Origin of the sequence: Microbacterium alkaliflavum, from assembly GCF_044325405.1 — a bacterium.
Taxonomy (GTDB): Bacteria; Actinomycetota; Actinomycetes; order Actinomycetales; family Microbacteriaceae; genus Microbacterium; species Microbacterium alkaliflavum.
On record NZ_JBIQWL010000001.1, the window covers coordinates 188,195 to 207,373 of the forward strand.

The 19,179-nt window shown below is 71.2% G+C and carries 1 protein-coding gene (running past one end of the window); it reads left to right on the forward strand.

The window, feature by feature from the left end:
- Positions 1-19,179 carry the 5' portion of a Calx-beta domain-containing protein gene (locus tag ACH3VR_RS00910; protein ID WP_396638867.1) on the forward strand. Its footprint extends 12,891 nt past the window's final position, so only the first 19,179 of its 32,070 coding nucleotides appear in the window; its start codon is at positions 1-3; its stop codon lies off the right edge, out of view.

Below are 19,179 nucleotides of genomic sequence, written 5' to 3' on the forward strand. Positions count from 1 at the left end.
ATGAGCGCGTCCTTCCGTGCGCTCGCCCTCACGACCGCCATCACGCTCGGCATCGGCCTGAGCGCGCCGGCCTCGCTGGGGATCGTCGTGATCCCTCCGACGGTCGCACCCGCCTCGGCAAGCCCAGATCAGACGGCGGTTCCGCCCGTTACCACCGAAGGCGCCGCCGACACCGCCACCCGCGACGAGATCGTCGGCGAACCGGCGGTCCTGAACGTGCGTCCGTTCGACGTCACGACCGACCCGGCCGCGGATCCGAACGCGAGCCAGCCCGCGGCGCCCGCCGCCGATGCACCGCCCGCCGATCCGGCTCCCGCCGACCCGGCGCCCGCGCCGGCCGACCCCGCGCCGGCCCCGGCTCCCGCGGACCCGGCCCCGGCGCCCGCCGACCCGGCTCCCGCCCCGGCCGATCCGGCGCCTGCGGCCACCGACCCGGCGCCCGCAGCGGTCGATCCCGCGGTCACCGACCCCGCCGTCACCACCGACCCGGCCGCCACGACCGACCCGGCCGCCACGACCGACCCCGCCGCCGCGACGGCACCGGCCGCGCCCGCCCCGTGGATCCTCGCGATGGGCGGCACATCGGCGACCCTGGTCTTCAACGGCGACGGCACCGTGACGTTCCAGGGGGTCACCCGCTCGCTCGCCGAGATCTCGGAGATCCGCGTCACGGGCACGAACGGCGACGACACGTTCACGATCGACTTCAACGGCACCGACCCCGGCATCACGATCGGCTTCGACGGTGCGCCCGGCTTCGACACCCTCGTGACCAGGAACGGCCCGAGCGGGTTCTCCTCGAGCCCCGTCGACGGGTCGTCGGGCACGCTCGCGCTCGGACGGACGACCGTCGTCTACTCGGGCATCGAGCCCATCACGAACACCGGCAGCGGCGGGAACGTGACGTTCGCGCTCAGCGGCGGCGACGACGACGCGGTGCTCGAGGTCGACCCGGGCAACGCCCTCCTGCTGCGCCTGCGCAGCCTCAGCGCCAGCCCGACGTTCGAGACGACGAGCTTCTCGGCCCCGACGGCGGGCGGCACGACGCTGAACATCACGGGCGGCGACGGCGAGGACAAGCTCACGGTCATGGGCTCGATCAACATCGGGCTCGCGGCGTTCATCGCCGCGTTCGAGCGGATCCTCGTGCAGGGCGCGACGATCACGGCGGGCTCGGTGACGCTGAACGCGGCGCAGAGCAACACCGACGGCATCCCGCTGACCCTCTCCGACTGCACGACCGACTTCGATCTCGGCGACTGCTTCGACCACGACGCGACCGCGGAGGTGATCGTCGACGGCAGCACGATCAACGCCGGCGACGTCACCCTGACGGCCGACGCGAGCGTTTCGCCCGACACCTCTGCCCTCACGGCGTACGCCGTGCTCGTGAACTCGACCGCGACGGTCGACGTGCGCGGGGCCTCGCAGATCCATGCGACCGGTGCGTTCACGGCGACCGCGAACTCCGTGGTCGGACCGTTCACGATGAACAAGCAGTACGGCGACGCCGCGATCATCCACTCGGCCGCGACGGCGACGATCAGCGACTCGGCCCTGCTCGACGTCACGGGTGCCGCGACGATCACGGCGACCTCGACCGTCACGGCGAGCGCGGTCCCGGCGGCCGACGCCTCCAAGCAGCAGTCGGGGCCGAACAACTACGACGCCGCGGTCGCGATCCTCACGGTCTGGTCGGACGTCGTCGGCAAGGTGACCGACACCGCGCGGGCCGTCATCGGCGGGGCGCTCGGGATCGCGGCATCCAACACCGCGACCCTCAGCGCGACGGGAGACGCGAAGGACGCCGCGAGCGGCGCGGGCGTCTCGGTCGTCTACCTGCAGCAGAACACCGAGGCCGCGATCGACTCGACGAATGCGACGGGGTCGACGGCGGCATCCGTCTCGATCCTCGCGAACCAGGTCTCGACCATCAATGCGACGGCCAAGGCGGGCAAGGGCGGTGCGACCCAGAACAACAAGGGCGCGAACAGCGCGAACCGCGGCAACGGCCAGGCTTCCACGAGCGACGGACCGATCGACGTCGCCGGCGCGATCTCCGTCGCCGTGCTCGACAACGACACGAAGGCCCACATCACGGGTGCGACCGTCACCACGACCGGCGCGCAGACCGTCACGGCGAACGCGAAGAACACCGTCACCGCCGACGGCGACGGCGGCACGACCGACGGCTCGGGCGGCTCCTCGGGCCTCGGCCTCGCGATCGGCGTCGGCATCATCATCGCCGACCTGCTGACGGAGGCCTTCGCGCAGAACGCGACGATCGACGCCGCGGCCGGCTTCACGGCCAGCGCGGCCGATCCGGCCACCGGTGACTCGCAGTACACCGCGACGGCGGAGTCGGGCAAGAAGAGCAGCGGCTCGGTCTCGATCGCCGGGTCCTTCGCCCTCGTGAAGAAGGATGCCCGCACCTCGGCGCAGCTGCGCGGCACGGGATCGTACGGCGACAGTGCCGTCACCGTCAACGCGCGCGGCAGCCACAAGAGCACGGCGAACGCGTCGGCCAAGCAGACCGGCGGCGCGGCCGTCGGAGCGGGCGCCTCGGTCGCGCTGAGCCTCATCACGACGACGGTCGAAGCCGGCATCGCCGCCGGCGCCGCGCCGACGGGCATCGCCTCGCTCACCGCGACGGCAACGGGTGCCGACGACGCGACCACGACGACCACGGGCGGCGCCGACGGCGGCACGAACGCCTCGCTCACGGGTGTCGCGAGCATCGCGATCCACAACGTCTCGACGATCGCCGGCATCCTCACGGGCGCTGCGCTCACGATCGGAGGCGCCATCACGATGACCGCCGACCAGGTCGCCAAGGCGACGACGTCGGCGACCGGCGCGACCTCGGCGGCGGCTGGCTCGACGCTCGGCGCCGCGATCGCCTTCGCGCTCACCTCGGCAGACCACGAATCGTCGTCGACGATCGATCGCCCCGTCACCGCGGGCGGCGCCGTCGCCCTCACCGCCGACGGCGTGTCGACGACGAAGACCACCGCCGAGGCGAGCTCGGCCGGCGCACCCGGCGAAGACGGCGGATCCGGCAAGGACTCGACGGGCAAGGACGCCAACACGAAGTCGAACGACAAGCTCGGCAACGCCGCGGGTCGCACCAGCGGCGGAGCGGGCGGCGGGTCGACGACTCCGAAGGCGCAGAACGAGGACGGCACGAGCGTCAGCGTCGCCGCTGCCATCGCATTCAACCTCGTGCGCTCCGTCACCGTCGCGATGCTCAGCGACGGCGCGTCGCTCGTCACGACCGGCACGGCCTCGTTCACGACGCACAACAACACGGATGCCTCTGCCACCGCGAAGGGCACCGCCACCAACTCCAGCACGGTCGGCGTCGGCGCGGCGCTCGCCGTCAACAAGGTGCGGCTCATCAACCAGGCCGGGGTGGGCGTCGGCGCGGCGCTGCAGGCATCCGGTCTCACCCTCAGCGCGACCGTGAAGCCCGTCGCCGCCGACGACACGCACACCTTCGAGGCGACCGCCGAGGCGGGCGCGACCGATGCGAGCGGCACGATCGGCGTCGCGGGCGCCTTCGCCCTCAACCTCGTCGAAGAGGACACGCGGGCGGCCGTCGAGGGCAGCCAGCTCCCCGGTCCGATCGGCGGCCCCGTGCCGGGCGTCGCGATCGTCGGCGGGGGAGCGGTCAGCATGACGGCGGGCTCGAAGAGCACCGACAAGGCCTCGGCCAAGGCGACGCAGTCCGGCGACGCGACAGTCGGGCTCGGAGCATCCCTCGCCCTCAACCTGCCGACGCACCGCGTCTACGCCGGCGTCTCGCAGGTGCTCGACCCGACCCGCGGCCCCCCGCTGACGGGAGCCGGAGCACTGTCCATCACGGCCACGCACGATGTGACGCTCACGACGGAAGCCGAAGCCGGAGGCGCTTCGGGCACCGTCACGATCGTCCCGGCAGTCGCCATCGTCGTCGCCTCCATCCACACGCAAGCCTCGCTCGGCGGCAGCAGCACGACGCTCACCGCCTCGAGCATCACCGCCTCCGCCACCCAGAACGTCTCCGCGACCACGACCGCCAAGGGGTCGACCGTCGCCGGAAGCACCGCCGGAATCGGCGTCTCGCTCGCCCTGGCCGTTCTCGACGACATCGTCGCCGAAGCCGCTTCGGCTCGCAGCATCGACGCGACCGGCGCCGTCTCGTTCACCGCCCACCAGCGCGTCGGCGCCCTGACGAAGGCCGAAGCCGCCACGAAGGGCGCCGACCCGTCGGAGGGCAAGAGCGGCGGCGGCAAGGACGTCAACCAGAAGGCCGACGCCAACCTCGGAAGGGCGAACGAAAGCAAGCAGCAGAACGCCGGCGGCGGCTCGTCGACCTCCTCGACACCCAAGGCCGCGTCCAACGACGACGGCGGCAGCAGCGTCTCGATCGCCGGCGCCATCGCGATCAACGTCGTCGCGAGCACCGTGCGCGCGTTCTTCGCCGACGGCATCACGGTGCACGCGGGCGGGGTCGTGACACTCGAGGCCCGGGGCGACACGGATGCCTCGGCCGACGCCGCAGGGGATTCCGCGACGGACGGCTCCGTGGGGGTCGGAGCCGGCGTCGTGGTTCAGAAGATCGACGTCGTGGTGCGCGCCAAGACCGGCGTGACGACGATCACGGCGACCGGGCTCATCGTCATCGCGGGCATGCTGCAGGGCGACGAGAACGACGTCGTGCGCCGTTGGGACGGCACGACGTGGCAGATCGTCGAGTCGGGCAAGCAGCTTCCGGGACCCTCGAAGAACGACCTGTACTTCGTCAAGACGAACGGCGGCACGGGCGGCGACGACGGCCTCTACAAGTTCGACGGGTCGAACTGGAACGTCGACACCAACGTGAGCCTCACGGGCACCGTCGACGAGCTGCCCGGCAGCGCGACGGACGGCCAGTACTACGTGCTCAACGCCGAGAAGGACGGGCACCCGGCCGGCAGCGTCTGGAAGCGCGACAGCGGCAACTGGGTCTTCGTCACGAAGTTCACGGTGAACGAGAAGTCGGAGCTTCCGAAGGACGAGATCGAAGAGGACAGCTGGTTCCAGCTGACCGAGGCGGACGGCTCCAACGTCGTCGGGTTCTACAAGCGCAACGACCAGCACCAGTGGATCCTGCAGGTCGTGGCGGACCCGCTGCCTGCCGGCGACCAGTTCCCGGCGTCGCCCGCGACCGACGACCTCTTCCGGCTCTTCGAGCACGAGGTCACCTCGACCGCTCGCGCCGGTGCGAGCAAGGCCACGAGCGTCGGCGTCGCGGGCGCCCTCGCGATCAACATCCTGGACAACACGACCGAGGCCGTCGTCACGGCGGGTGCGGTCGTCACCCTCACTTCCGCGGCAGCGACGGTCACGGCGCACAGCAACGAGCGCGACGCCGCGAACGCCACGAGCCGCGCCGAGGTCGGCTCGGCGACCGGGGTCGGAGCATCCTTCTCCCTCCAGGTCATCGACGGCAGCGACGTGCGCGCCGAGGTCGACAACGGCGCCTCCCTCACCGGCGGCACGGGCCTCGCGATCACCGCGATCGGCTTCCGCGACCTCAGCACGAAGGCCGAAGGCGGCACGGAGGGCGGCACGGCCGTCACTCCCGTCGTCGCACTCGTCGTCAGCGTCGACGACGACGTCACGGCGCGCCTGGGCACCGGCTCCGCCTACGTCGGCACCGGGGCCGTCTCGGTCGCCGCGACCCACATCCTCTGGGCCAAGACCGAGGGCAAGGCGGATGCCGCCGGCAAGAGCACCGCGGTGGGCATCGACCTCGCGATCAACGTCGTCGTCGGCTGGGACACGCTCGCCGAGATCGCCCGCGACACGCAGGGCACGTCGGTCGATGTGCTCGCCACGTCGGAGGGCCGCACGGAGGCCCGCTCCGTCGCGAGCGCGAAGGGCGCCGAGGAGTCCGACTCGAGCGGCGACTCGAAGTCGACGGAGCAGGTCAACGGGTCGAACAACCCGAACACGCAGGGCACGAAGGGCTCGACCTCCGGCATGCCGACCTCGAACGGCGGCACGAACGGCTCGAACGGCGCCAACGGCGCGAACGACGCGCAGTCCGGCCAGTCGGGCACGTCGGGCTCTCAGGGCAGCAGCACGACCGCCGTCGCCGCCGCGGTCGCCGTGAACTGGCTCGTCGCCACCTCGACGGCACGCATCACGGGCGTGCACGTCACCGCGACGACGGGAGCCGTGACGGTGCGCTCGACGCTCCTCCTCGAGGCGTACGCGTTCGGCGTCGGGTCGGCCATCGACCTCGACTCGAGCGGCACGAAGGTGGGCGCCACGATCGGCCTCAACGTGCAGGACGCCCACAACACCGCGACGATCGGCGCGGGCGCCCACGTGACGGGCCAGACGGGGGTCACGGTCGCGGCCACGCTCCCCGACGGCGCGCGCAACGACTTCATCGTCTGGTCGTTCGCGGCCGGCGGTGGCAAGAGCACGTCGGTCGCGGGCAGTGCCGCGGTGCAGATCCTGCTGCTGACGACCGAGGCGAGCGTCGGAGCCGGTGCCGACCTCGAGGCACGGGCGGGCGGCGTCGCCGTCACGGCCGGCCAGTCGATCGGACTGCAGAACCTCGCCATCTCGGGCGCCCTGTCGACCGACTCCGGCTCCGCCATCGGCGGCGCGTTCCTCGTCAACTACCTCGAGGTGAACACGAAGGCCTGGATCGACTCGTCCGTCGGCAGCCCCACCTCGGTGGACGCCACGGGCGCGGTCGAGGTCACCTCGAAGAGCACGCTCGTCCCGCTCGTGCCCAAGGTGCCCAAGCCCCTCGACGGCAAGATCGACTGGCTCTCGCTGACCAACGTCGCGATCGCGGGTGCCGCGAGCAACGGCGGAGCAGCCGTGACGGGTGCGTTCAGCGTCAACATCCTGAACTTCTCGACCCGCTCGTGGATCGGCGACGGCGCGCTGGTGAACCAGGTCGGCGGCGTCGGCGGCTCGGGCCAGGACGTCACGGTCAGGGCCGAGGACAGCATCGAGGTCGTCGACGTGGGCGGCACGCTCGCCCTCAGCAAGAGCTCGGCAGGTGTCGGCATCACGGTCGTCGTCGAGGTGTCCAACTCCGACGTCCGCGCCTGGATCGGCGACAGCGCCTCGGTGCGCGCGGGCGGATCGGTCGACGTCGAGGCGATCTCCGCGGAGGACTGGTTCGTCCTCGCCGTCGCGGGCGCTGCGAGCACCGGGTCGGTCGCCGCGAGCGGCGCCGTGCTCGTCGTCGTCGCCAACCAGGGCGGATCGACGCCGCAGACCCTCGCCGAGATCGGCGCCTCGCTCGTCGACGCGCTCGACGACATCACGGTGCACGCGACCAAGACGACCGAAGCGGCCCTGTCGAGCGGCAACCTCGCGGTGTCGACGAGCGGCGCCGGGGTCGGGGCATCCGTCACCGTCGTCGTCCGCACGAACACCGTCACGGCCCGCATCGAGGACAGCGCCGACATCCGGGCGCGCGACGACCTCACGGTGCACGCCGAGCAGACCGGCGACTACATCCTGCTCGCCGTCGGCGGCGCGGGCGGTCAGTCGGCCGGTGTCGGCGGCTCGGTCACCGTCACGGTGCTCACCGACAACACCACGGCCGAGATCGGCGACTCCGTGCGGGTCAACTGCGTCGGCGTCTCGTGCACGAACTCCGGTCCGACCCTCACGCAGGACGTCGTCGTGCAGGCATCCGACAAGCTCACCTCGCTGTCGCTCGCGGGCGTGCTCGCCGTCGGCGGCACGGCCGGCGTCGGCGTCGGCGTCGACGTCCCCGTCGTCAACACGACGACGGCCGCCTCGATCGGCTCCTCGTCGCAGGTGCGCGCCAACGGCGACATCGTCGTGCAGGCGAGCTCGACCGACGACCTCAAGTCCATCTCCGTCGGCGGTGGCGGCGGCGGCACGGCCGCTGTGAACGTCAACGTCACGGTGCCCGTCATCACGATCACGACGACCGCGACGGTCGGCTCCTCCGCGGACCTGCGCGCCGGCGGCAACGTCATCGTCTCGGCGGACTCGGCGCTCACGCTCTTCACGATCGCGGGCAACATCTCGGTCGCGGGCACGGCTGCCGTGGGGGCCGGCGTCGCCGTGCCCGTCGTCACCAAGACGACCAGCGCGACCATCGGCGCGAATGCCCGGGTGACGGCCCTCGCGCTGCCGACCCACATCTCGCACTCGACGGTCAACGCCGGCAGCTACGCCACGAGCGGCACCGACACGCGCTTCGACCCGCGCGGCACGCAGGGCGGCTGGCCCGTGCCGTTCCCGGGCCCGCAGAGCCCGTTCGACGGCAAGGGCCTCCAGGCCGACGGCGCGACGATCAACCTCGGCTACAACCACGGCTTCAAGTCGGGGCAGCAGGTCGTCTACGACGCCGGCGGCGGCGCGCCGATCGGCGGCCTCACCGACGGTGCCACCTACTTCGTCATCCCCGTGTCGGCCACGGCGATCCAGCTCTGCCTCAAGCGCGGGCCCCCGCTCACGCCGGGATCCGACGAGTTCTCGTGCGCCCCCGGCTTCCTCGTGACGGGCCTGACGCTGCCCGGCGGCGCGATCATGGGCGAGAACCAGCGGTTCGTCCCGACGACCGAGCCCGGCGTCTCGTCCGACGTCTCCCCGCGGTTCACGGCAGAGCGCGCCGTGAGCGTCGCCGGAGACTACCTCGTCCTTCCCTACGTGCTGTTCGAAGACGACGGCACCACCCCGATGACGCTCCACAACGGAGACCCCGTCATCTACAGCGCAGGCGGCGGCACCCCGATCGGCGGCCTCGTCGACGGCGCCACCTACTACTTCTTCACGACGAACCCCCTCGCGAACGTCGACCTGAGCCACGTGCAGCTCGTGCGCACGAAGTGCGAGGCGACGGGCAAGAAGGAAGACTGCAACACCCCGGCCGACATCGCGCGTGGCACCCCGATCAACTTCACGTCGACCGGCAGCGGACGCTCGCAAAGCCTCGTCCCCTCGGGCATGCTCCCCGCGAGCCCGGCGTCGGAGGTCGGTCCTCAGGCGATCACTCCGCCGGTGCGCGCCGGATTCGGCGGCGTCGCCGTCGCCGCGTCCAACAGCGACTACCTCGGCTCGATCGGCATCGCCGCGGGCGGCGCGGGCACGGCGGCCGTGAGCCTCTCCGGCTCGATCGCCGTGGTGACGGTGCACACGACTGCCACGATCGGCGACGGTGCGAAGATCAACTGCGCCGACGGCGACACGGCCTGCGCCGCGAACAGCGGCTCGGCCGACGGCAGCCAGTCGGTGCTCGTCTCGGCCCTGAACAGCTTCCGCACCCTCGGGATCGCGGCATCCATCGCCATCGGCGGCACGGCAGGCGTCGGCGCCTCCGTCGCCGTCCGGGTCGTCGAGCTCCACACCGACGCGTCGATCTCGGACAACGCCGTCGTCAACGCCCGCAACAACATCGAGATCCACGCCGACTCGACCGACTCCGTCATCTCGGTCAACGCCGCCGCCGGCGGCGGCACCGTGGGCGTCGCGGGCACGGTGGGCGTCTCGGTCATCAAGGAGTTCACCAACGCCTTCACGGGCAACGACGTGACGCTCCGGGCCGACAACAACATCGGCGTCTTCGCGAACTCGACCTCGAAGCTCATCCTCGTCACCGCCTCGATCGCGGCCGGTTACGTCGGCGTCGGCGTCGGCGTCGGCGTCGCGATCATCGACAAGACGACGAAGGCGTACCTCGGCCAGACCAACACCGTCATCGTCAAGGCGCAGGGCGGCGGGCTGTCCGGCGTCTCGGCCGGCACCATCGCGAACGGCGGCTTCCCGACCGCGGTGCTGCGCGGACTCGTCGTCCAGGCGCAGTCGTCCGAGAAGCTCTTCGGCCTCGTCGCGGGCGTCGGCGCCGGCTTCGTCGGCGTCACGGCGAACGTCGGGGTGAACATCTTCACCGTGACGACGAGGGCCTACATCGACCTCGGCACGACGGTGAACCGCGACGACAAGGGCACGCTCACGACCGCCGACGACACGATCGTGGCGGGCGTGAACAACGCGCAGGGCGTCTCGGTCACGGCGACCGACAAGTTCGACTCCATCACGTTCGCGGGCGGCGTCGCCGGCGGCTTCGTCGGAGCCTCGGGAGGCATCGACATCGGCGTCGCGTCGATCACGGTCAACGCCTACCTCGCTGTCGGCACCGACATCTGGGCCATGGGCGACGTCGACGTGAACGCGCTCGGCATCAAGAACGTGCAGTCGTACGCCGTCTCGATCGGCGGCGGGTTCGTCGGCGCGGCCGGCGCCGTCTCGGTCTGGTCGATCGGCACCGCTCCGACGGCCTCGTACTCGACCGACTCGCACGGGCCGAACCGCGGCGCATGGAACAACACGCAGTCCTACGCGGCGGGCGATGTCGTGACCTTCGGCGGCCAGACCTGGATCGCTCAGGTCAGCAGCACCGGCGTGCAGCCCGGCACCGACGCCACGAAGTGGGAGCAGGACCAGCCGCAGACGGCGACCGACGGCGACGGCGGGACCGACGGCCAGCACCAGGCCGACCAGGTCGCCTCGGGCAACGGCAGCGACGCGCCGGCCCCGGCCTGGAACTCGGGCGCCGCGTACAGCAAGGGCGACTACGTCACGTTCAACGGCGTGAAGTACCAGGCGACCGATGACATCACGTCGGGCCAGGCGAACCCGGAGAACAACAGCGACTGGTACGCGGTCAAGGACGGCTGGAAGTCGGCGCTCGACGGCGCCCCGCAGGACCAGTCCGATGCCTTCGTCCTCGGCGGCGCGTACGCGCAGGGCGACTACGTCACCTTCGCGGGCCACCACTACCGGGCCAAGGTCGCGATCGGCTCCGCCGGATCGAACCCGAACGTCGACACCCTGCGGTGGGCGAACGCCGACAACGACTACCGCTTCCGCGTCTCGAGCGGGGCCGCGGCATCCGACACCTCGGTCAACGGCTCGTACTCGGGCACGACCCCGACGCGCAACCAGTTCACGCAGCCGGCCCCGCAGGCGGGCGTCAGCTCGGCCATCTACGGCACCGTCCACGCGCAACTCGGCGGAGTGTCCGTCGCGGCACGCGAAGACGTGGACGTCTTCGTGCTCGCGGGCGCCGTCGCCGGCGGCGCGGGCGCAATCGGTGCCGGCATCGCGATCCTGACGGTCGCAGGCAACGTGGATGCCGGCATCTTCAGCGGCGCGAAGGTCTCGGCCGGTGCGGGCGGCGTGAGCGTCGTCGCGGACCTCGACGAGGACATCCTGATCATCGCGGTCACCGGTGCGGTCGGCATCGTCGCCGTCGCGGGCCAGATCCTCGTGCTCACCGACTCGAGCGCGGCGAAGGCCCACATCGACACCGGCGCCGCACTGCCGCGGGCGACAGGCGGCGTGACCGTCTCGGCCGACTCCGACAAGACCGTGGCGGGCTACGCCGTCGGCATCACCATCGCCGCCGGCGGCGCGGGCGCGGCGATCTCGGTCATCGAGATCTCGGGCGACACGCTGGCCACGATCGGCGCCGTGGCGATCGGCGACGGATCTGCCATGGGTGCCGTGACCGTCACGGCGACCGACCACTTCACCCCGACGGCGTGGGCGATCGGCGTCGTCGGCGGCATCGTCGTGGGCATCAGCGGCGTCGTCGCCGTGATCGAGTACTCCGGCCTCACGCGGGCCGCCTCCCTCGCGACCTTCTCCGGCACGGTGGGCGCCGTGACGGTCCGGGCGCTGGGCGACCGCGCCACGCTCGCGGCGCAGACGGTCAACGTGGCAACGGGGGCTGCCGCGATCGGCTTCACGGTCAACATCGCGACCATCTCCCGCCACACCGAGGCCCAGCTCGGCGGCTCGCTGAGCTCGTCCGGCGCCGTTCTCGTCGAGGCGGAGGCGACCAACGTCGTCGTGGCCGACACGCCGGGCATCGCGATCGGCGTCGCCGCGATCTCCGCCATGATCCCGATCGCCACGGTCTCCGGTCACACGACGTCGACCATCAGCGGCACCGTGTCGGGCTCCACGAGCGTCACCGTCCACGCGATCGCGGAGAACCGCGCCAACGCGCACGTGCTCGTGATCGGCATCTCCGGCGTCGGCGTCAACGTCGCCTTCGCCCAGGCCACGATCGCCGACGGTGCCGACATCACGGCCGCCGTCACCTCGGGCGCATCGCTGACGTCCTCCGGCGCCGTGAACGTGACGTCGGAGATGAAGGGCGCGAACCAGCGCAACGAGGCCATCGCGAACGGCGCGAACGTCGCCGCGGCGCTGTTCGCCTCCGCCGCCGTCTTCGCGGCCCAGGCGCACGTCGGCGGCGGGCTGCGCGCCCACCTCGACGGTGACGTCACCGGCTCGTCGTCCGTGACGGTCAGCGCGATCGGCAAGAACTACGCCAAGTCCGACCTCGTCGTGGTCGCGGGGGCGGGCCTCGGCGGCATCGCCGTCAGCGTCGCCGACGCGCAAGTCACGGCCGCCGCCGTCGTCGAGGCAACGTCGTCCGACGCGAACGACAACCAGCAGATCTCCTCGAGCGGCGCGATCTCGTTCACCGCGAACTCGACCAACACCGCGATCACGAACACCGGGATGGGCGCCGGCGGCGCCATCTTCGGTGCGGCGGTCTCGGTTCCCACGGCGCTCGTCGCCGGCGCCACGACCGCGAGCGTGGAGGGCAACCTCACTGCGGGGGCAGCGGGCGTCACGGTCTCGGCGACGAGCGCCAACAACGCGACGACGAGCGTCATCATCGTCTCGATCGGCGGCATCGGCTCCGCCGCCTTCAACTGGGCCGAAGCGCTCATCACGTCGGCCGCCGACACCGACGCACTGGTCCTGTCGAACGCGAGCGTCAGCGCACCCGGCGGTGCCGTGCTCGTGACGGCGACGTCGGCGAACACGTCGAGCGCCACGACGACCGCCATCGGTGCGGGCATCGGCGTGAGCCTCAGCGTGCAGATCAGCAAGGCCACCGCCAACGGCGACACGAAGGCGTCGTTCGACGGCGACATCCCGTCCACGGTCACGAAGACCGCGAGCCTCACGGTGCAGGTGCGCGCGCGCAACCAGGCCACGACCGACGTGAACGTCGTGACGATCTCGGCCGGGTTCGCCGGCACGGGCGTCAAGGCCGACGCGACGGCTGGCGGCGCCGCCGACGCCGAGATCGGCGCGAACGCGAGCGTCAACCTGTCGGGCGCCGTCTCGATCGACGCCCAGCTCACAACCGCCGCCGGCCACCAGAACTACGCGCACGCGAACGTCCACGGCGGCTCGCTCGGCGGCATCAGCGCCGGTCTCGTCACGGCCAACGCGACGGTCAGCGGCTCGGTGCGCGCCAAGCTCAACGGCGCCGTCACCGGTTCCAGCTCGATCACGATCAACGCCGACGCGACGATGGATGCCGCGGCCGAGAGTTCGTTCGTCGGCATCGGGGCCCTCACGATCTCGGGCACAGAGACGCTCGGCATCGTGTCGGCCGACACGATCGCCGGCGGCGACAGCGGCACGGCGTTCACGAGCGGCGCGTTCACCGTCACGAGCGACTCGACGTACACCGCCACCTCCGATTCCGACGGGCCCACCGTGGGTCTCGGAACCGTCACGGTGCGGCTGCCCGTCGCCCGCGTCAGCGGGGCGACGAAGGCGAGCTACCTCGGTCAGGTGACGGGCGGCACGTCCGCCTCGGCGACCGCCAACTCGCACAACACCGCGACGGCCGACGCCTCCGAGATCATCGCCATCAGCATCATCGGCGTGGTCGTGGCCTACGCGCTCGCCGAGGTCACCGCGACGACCGAGGCGGCCATCGGCGGCGCGATCGTCGGCAGCGGCGCGGTCACCGTGTCGGCGAACTCCGACGACGACGCCAACGCCTACGCGGGCGGTCTCTCCGTAGGCGGCCTGTCGGTCTCGCTCCTGCAGCCCGAAGCGCGGGTGCTCGGCATCACGAAGGCGTACGTCGGAGGCAGCAAGACCGTCACGGCGGGCTCGCTCTCGATCTCGTCGGTCGCGACGCCCGACGCCTACGCCGAGGCGAAGATGATCGGCATCTCGGCGCTCGCGAACGTGCTCGTGACGGGCCCGCTCGCGTCGGTCGGCGGCACGACCGAGTCGTACATCGGGTTCGACGAGACCGTCACGCTCGGCTCCGGCGCCGCGACGCTCACGGCGACCCGCACCGCCAATGCGAACGCGACGGCGACCAGCGTCGCCATTTCGCCCATCCAGATCTCGGCGATCGACCTCCAGGCCTCGACCGGCGGCACCATCGCGACCCACATCGACGACCGCGCCGACGTCACTGCCGGCTCCGTCTCGATGACGGCGGGCGGGTCGAGCACTCCCGTCGCCTCGAGCACGAGCGTCGGCGTCTCGATCATCGGCCTCACCGGCGTCTCGATGTCGACGACCGACACGACCACGGTCGCGAGCTGGGTCGGCCCCGTCGACGGAGCCTCCGCGGCGGACTCCTCCGACCCCGCGAGCGTCACGACCTCGCAGGCGGGCGGCATCTCGGTCAAGACCGACTACACGGCCCATGTCCTCGCCAACGCGATCGCGGCGGGCTTCGGCCTCCTGTTCTCGGGCGCCCTCGTCCACGGCACGGCGACGGCGACTCCGACCGTGCTCGTCTACCTCGGCGACCGCGCCGAGCTGCACGCGAACGGCGGCGGCAGCGTGCTCCTCGACGCCGCGGCGGTCGTGACCGCCATCGCCGACGCGACCGGCTTCAGCGCCGGCGCCATCTCGGCCGGCCAGATCACGACCAAGGCCGACCTGCGCCCGACCGTTCGCGCCTACACGGTCGGCGGCGGGGTCCTGAGCGGCACCGGCGTCACGGTCCTCGCCCGCATCAACACGGATGCCGCGGGTGTGGCGATCAAGCCCACGTACACGTACAACACCATCGTCGGGAACGCCCAGCCGACGGTCGTCGCACCGGCCTTCGCCCGTGCCTCGCTCGGCGGCGCCTCCCTCATCGCGAGCGCCTCGGGTGCCACGGCGACCTCCATCAACTCGCCGATCGTCAAGGCGGCCGTGGGCTCGGGCACCTCGGTGTCCGCGACCGGCGTTCTCAATGTCGTCGCCCGCTCCCTCGGCGACTCGCAGGTCGACGGCTTCTCGCTCGCCGCCTCGATCGGCATCGGCATCGGCCTCGTGAGCGGCGACGCGAAGAGCCAGGGCACGGTCAACGCCGAGTTCAACGGCGTGACCGGCACGATCGGCTCCGCGAACGTGCTGAGCATCGTCTCGGCCACCGCGCTCACCGAGGGCCGCGCATTCAGCGGCGCCGCGCTCGGCGCCGTCACGGTCGGCAGCCAGAGTGCCGTCGTCGGCCCGACCATCCGCACCCTCGTCGGAGGCACGCTCGTCGCCTCGAGCGGCATCGTGGTGCGCACCGACGCCCGCACGGTCGCGACGGCCGTGTACCGCGCGCTCTCGCTCGCCGGATTCGTCGCCGCCGGCACCGCGACGGTCACGGCCACCGACTCGACCGACGTCCGCACGGCGATCGTCGGCACGGGCACCGCCCGCAGCACGGCGCAGAACGTCACGGTCGAGGCGTGGCACAACTTCGACGGAACATCGTTCCTCGACGACAACAAGGCCGACGCCTCGGTCGTGCAGGACACCTTCTCGCTCGCCGTCGCGATCGGCAATGCGAACCTCCACGCGACGGCGCAGGCGATCGTCAAGGCCGAGGTCGAATCGGGTGCGACCGTCGCCGCCCCGAACGGCAACGTCGTGCTCCGGGCCCTGTCGGGCAACTACGCCGACTCGTTCTACAAGCGGACCGGCGGTGCGCTCCTGGCCAACATCCAGCCCAACTCCAACCCGACCTCGACGGCCTCGGGCACGACGCAGGCGAACCTGCTCGGGCACGTGCGCCTCTTCGACGGCGTCAACAGCACCAACGGCGCCAAGAGCGTGACGATCCTCGCGCAGGGCAATGACCGCGCCGAGGCCGGCATCCGCAACATCGGCGGCGGCCTCATCCAGATCGGCAGCTCGTCGTCGACCGCCGAGGGCCACCCGTCGGTGCAGGCAACGCTCGGCGGTGCCTCCTCGATCATCCGGGTCGAGAACGGCATCTCCGCCAAGTCGATCAGCTCGTACGACGCCGACGCGAGCACCTACAGCGCCACCGGCGGCGCACTCAACGTCTCGACTTTCGACGCGCGCAGCTCGATGAACCCGAGCTCGTCGGCGATCATCACCGGCGGCGCCTCGATCATCGCCGGCGGTGCCCTGGAGCTCACGGCCGCGGCGAACCAGCCGCTCGGCCCGACCTCCGACGGCACCTTCGACGCCGTGGGCGGAGTCGACGGCACGGCTCACACGATCACCTTCCCGGCCGTCCACAACGCGACGACGGGCGACACGGTCACGTACAACACGCAGGGCCAGCCGACGGTCTCGGGCCTCGTGCCGGGCCGCCAGTACGCGATCATCGTCGTCGACGCCGACACGGTGCAGCTCGGCGTCGTGTTCTCGAGCGAGAACGTCAACACGACGTACGACACGATCGACTTCGGCACGCGCAAGCACGGCCTCAGCACCGGCGACGTGCTGCTCTACCAGCTCGTGAGCGGCACCGCTCCGCTGACCGCGATCGGCGGCCTCACGGCCAACACGCTGTACGAGGTCTACAAGGTCGACGACTACAAGATCAAGCTGCGGCCGGTCGGGGCGGCGACGCTGACCGACTCCGTCAACGCGAGCGTCGTCGACAACGGCACACACAAGGTCGTGAGCTCGAGCACCTTCCACAACGGCGACTACGTCACCTACCACGCGCCGACGACGAACGCGACGTTCAACACCGGCCAGGTCGACACGCAGTGGGACTCGGGCTCGAACTCGTGGGTCGCCACGACCGGCAGCAACGCCGACAACATCTTCTTCGCCCGCGACGACGACAACAACCAGTCCTTCGACGACATGGGCTTCTCGAGCGGCCAGATCGTGCGCTACTTCACGACCGGCACGCCGCTGAACGGCCTCACCAACGGCGCCTACTACTGGATCATCCGCAAGAGCGGCCAGAGCTACCAGCTCGCCGACTCCAAGTGCCACGCCACGGGCCTCGCAGCCGACTGCGGCGGCAGCGCCGGCCCGGTCACCCCGATCGCGATCTCGACGACCGGCATCGGGAGCGACCTCCACTCGCTGACGGCGGCCGACAAGGCTCCCATCACGAACCTGGTCGACGGCCACGGCTACTACATCGTCGGATGCCCCGTCGGCGGCTGCGACGCGACGGGCTACCAGCTCTCGGCGACCTCGGGTGGGTCGGCGATCGCGATCACACACACCGGCACCACGATCGACGGCGTCGGGTTCACCTTCAACGGCGGCTCGCACGTGTTCCGCACGGAGGGCATCAACTTCACCAGCACCGGCGCGACGGTCCAGCAGCTGATCTTCGCGATCTCGCCGGTGGCAGGGCCCGGACCCAAGAACGAGAAGCTCGCCGGCATCGGCACTGCGATCCCGTTCAGCGCGATCGGCGGCGACCAGGTGGTCTCGGCCTCCGCGACCGGCGGCGGCGGCGGTGCGATCAGCGTCAGCACGGCCGACTCGTGGGCCGTCTCCGACGCGACGGTCTCGGCATCCGTCGGCGCCAACGCGAACGTCACGGCCCTCAGCATCCTGGTCAAGACCGACGGGCACTCCGACGCCAAGGCGGTGTCGTCCAACGACAGTGGCGGCCTCATCTCGGTCAACGACGCCAAGGCCGAGGCCGATGTGCACCTCACCAGCACCGTGACGATCGCCTCGGGCGCGACGCTCACCGCGACGAACGCGCTCACGGTGGTGGCGACCGGCTCGCTCGACCCGACCGTGCTCGCCTCCTCCGACTCGGGCGGCCTGTTCGCCGGCGGATCGGGCGGCGAGACGGCGCGCACGGACTACACGACGACGACCAGCGTGGCCGGCACGCTGCGCTCGCTCAACGGCCTGGCGACGGCCGAGGCCCGTACCAGCGTCTACGGCTACGCGCAGGGCACGGCCGACCTCGGCACGTTCGCCGGCAGCGCCGAGACGTACACCGACATGCACGTCGGCGAGGGCGCGAGCAAGGAGTGGAACGGCACGACCTACAACCTGTGGTCGGCGCAAGCGGCCACGCGCACGACGATCTCCGGCACCGTGGCCGGGCGCTCGGTGCTGATCCACGCGATCGTCGACCCCGTCTCGATCGAGGCGCGCTCCGACACCAGCACGGGTGCCTTCGGCGCCGACTCGGACGCCAACACCTACGTGACGGTGCGCGGCATGACGGAGGTCGTGCTCGACACCGGCGCCGTGCTCGAGGGCCAGCTCGCGACCGAGCTCAACGCCGAGTACAAGACGTGGGACGTGACCTCGCACGCGTTCGCCAACTGCGACTGCTTCGGCGGCGACACCGACGCCGACGCGAACATCGACGCGCAGACGACCGCCAAGGTGACGGGCCGCGCCGGATCGCTCATCCGCACCGCCGACCTCACCGTCGCCGTCAACCAGAAGGCCACAGGCTCCGACTTCAACCGCGACGCCGACACCGACGAGGGCTTCCTCGACTTCGGCAACGGCGGCGACACCGGCGGCCCGACGTCACTCACGCGCCAGACGTTCTGGGAAGTCCGCGTCATCATGCTGGGCGAGCCGAACCCGAAGCTCACCGTCGACTCGTCCGGCAACATCACCGACATCGTCAACGTCAAGGTGTGCGACGACCAGGGCCACTGCTACGAGGACAACCCGTTCACCAACATGCACACCTCGGGCCAGCTCACCGGCACGACGTTCACGGTCGACGACATCATCTACGATCACGGCGCACGGGCGCGCTTCCTGACCAACGAGGTCGGCAGCCTCGGCGACCCGGGTCTCATCTGGGGCCGCGGCGGCATCTTCGAGTTCCAGCAGACGTGGGACGACGTGAAGCTCCTGAACGCGTCGAACCTCAACATGGTGACGAACATCATCGACGTCGTGAACTCCACCAACTCGCCGCTCATCGACATCCGCGTCGACAGCGTGCCGAACGACGCGTCGAGCGCGAACTCGCCCGGGCTCAACGAGAACGGCCCCGCGACGACGTTCGACTTCGACATCAAGTACCGCTTCGTGCCGACGCTCGTCCTGCTGCAGAATTCGTGCGCCTTCTCGTGCCCGACGCGCAACCCCTTCATCCGCCTCGACGATTAC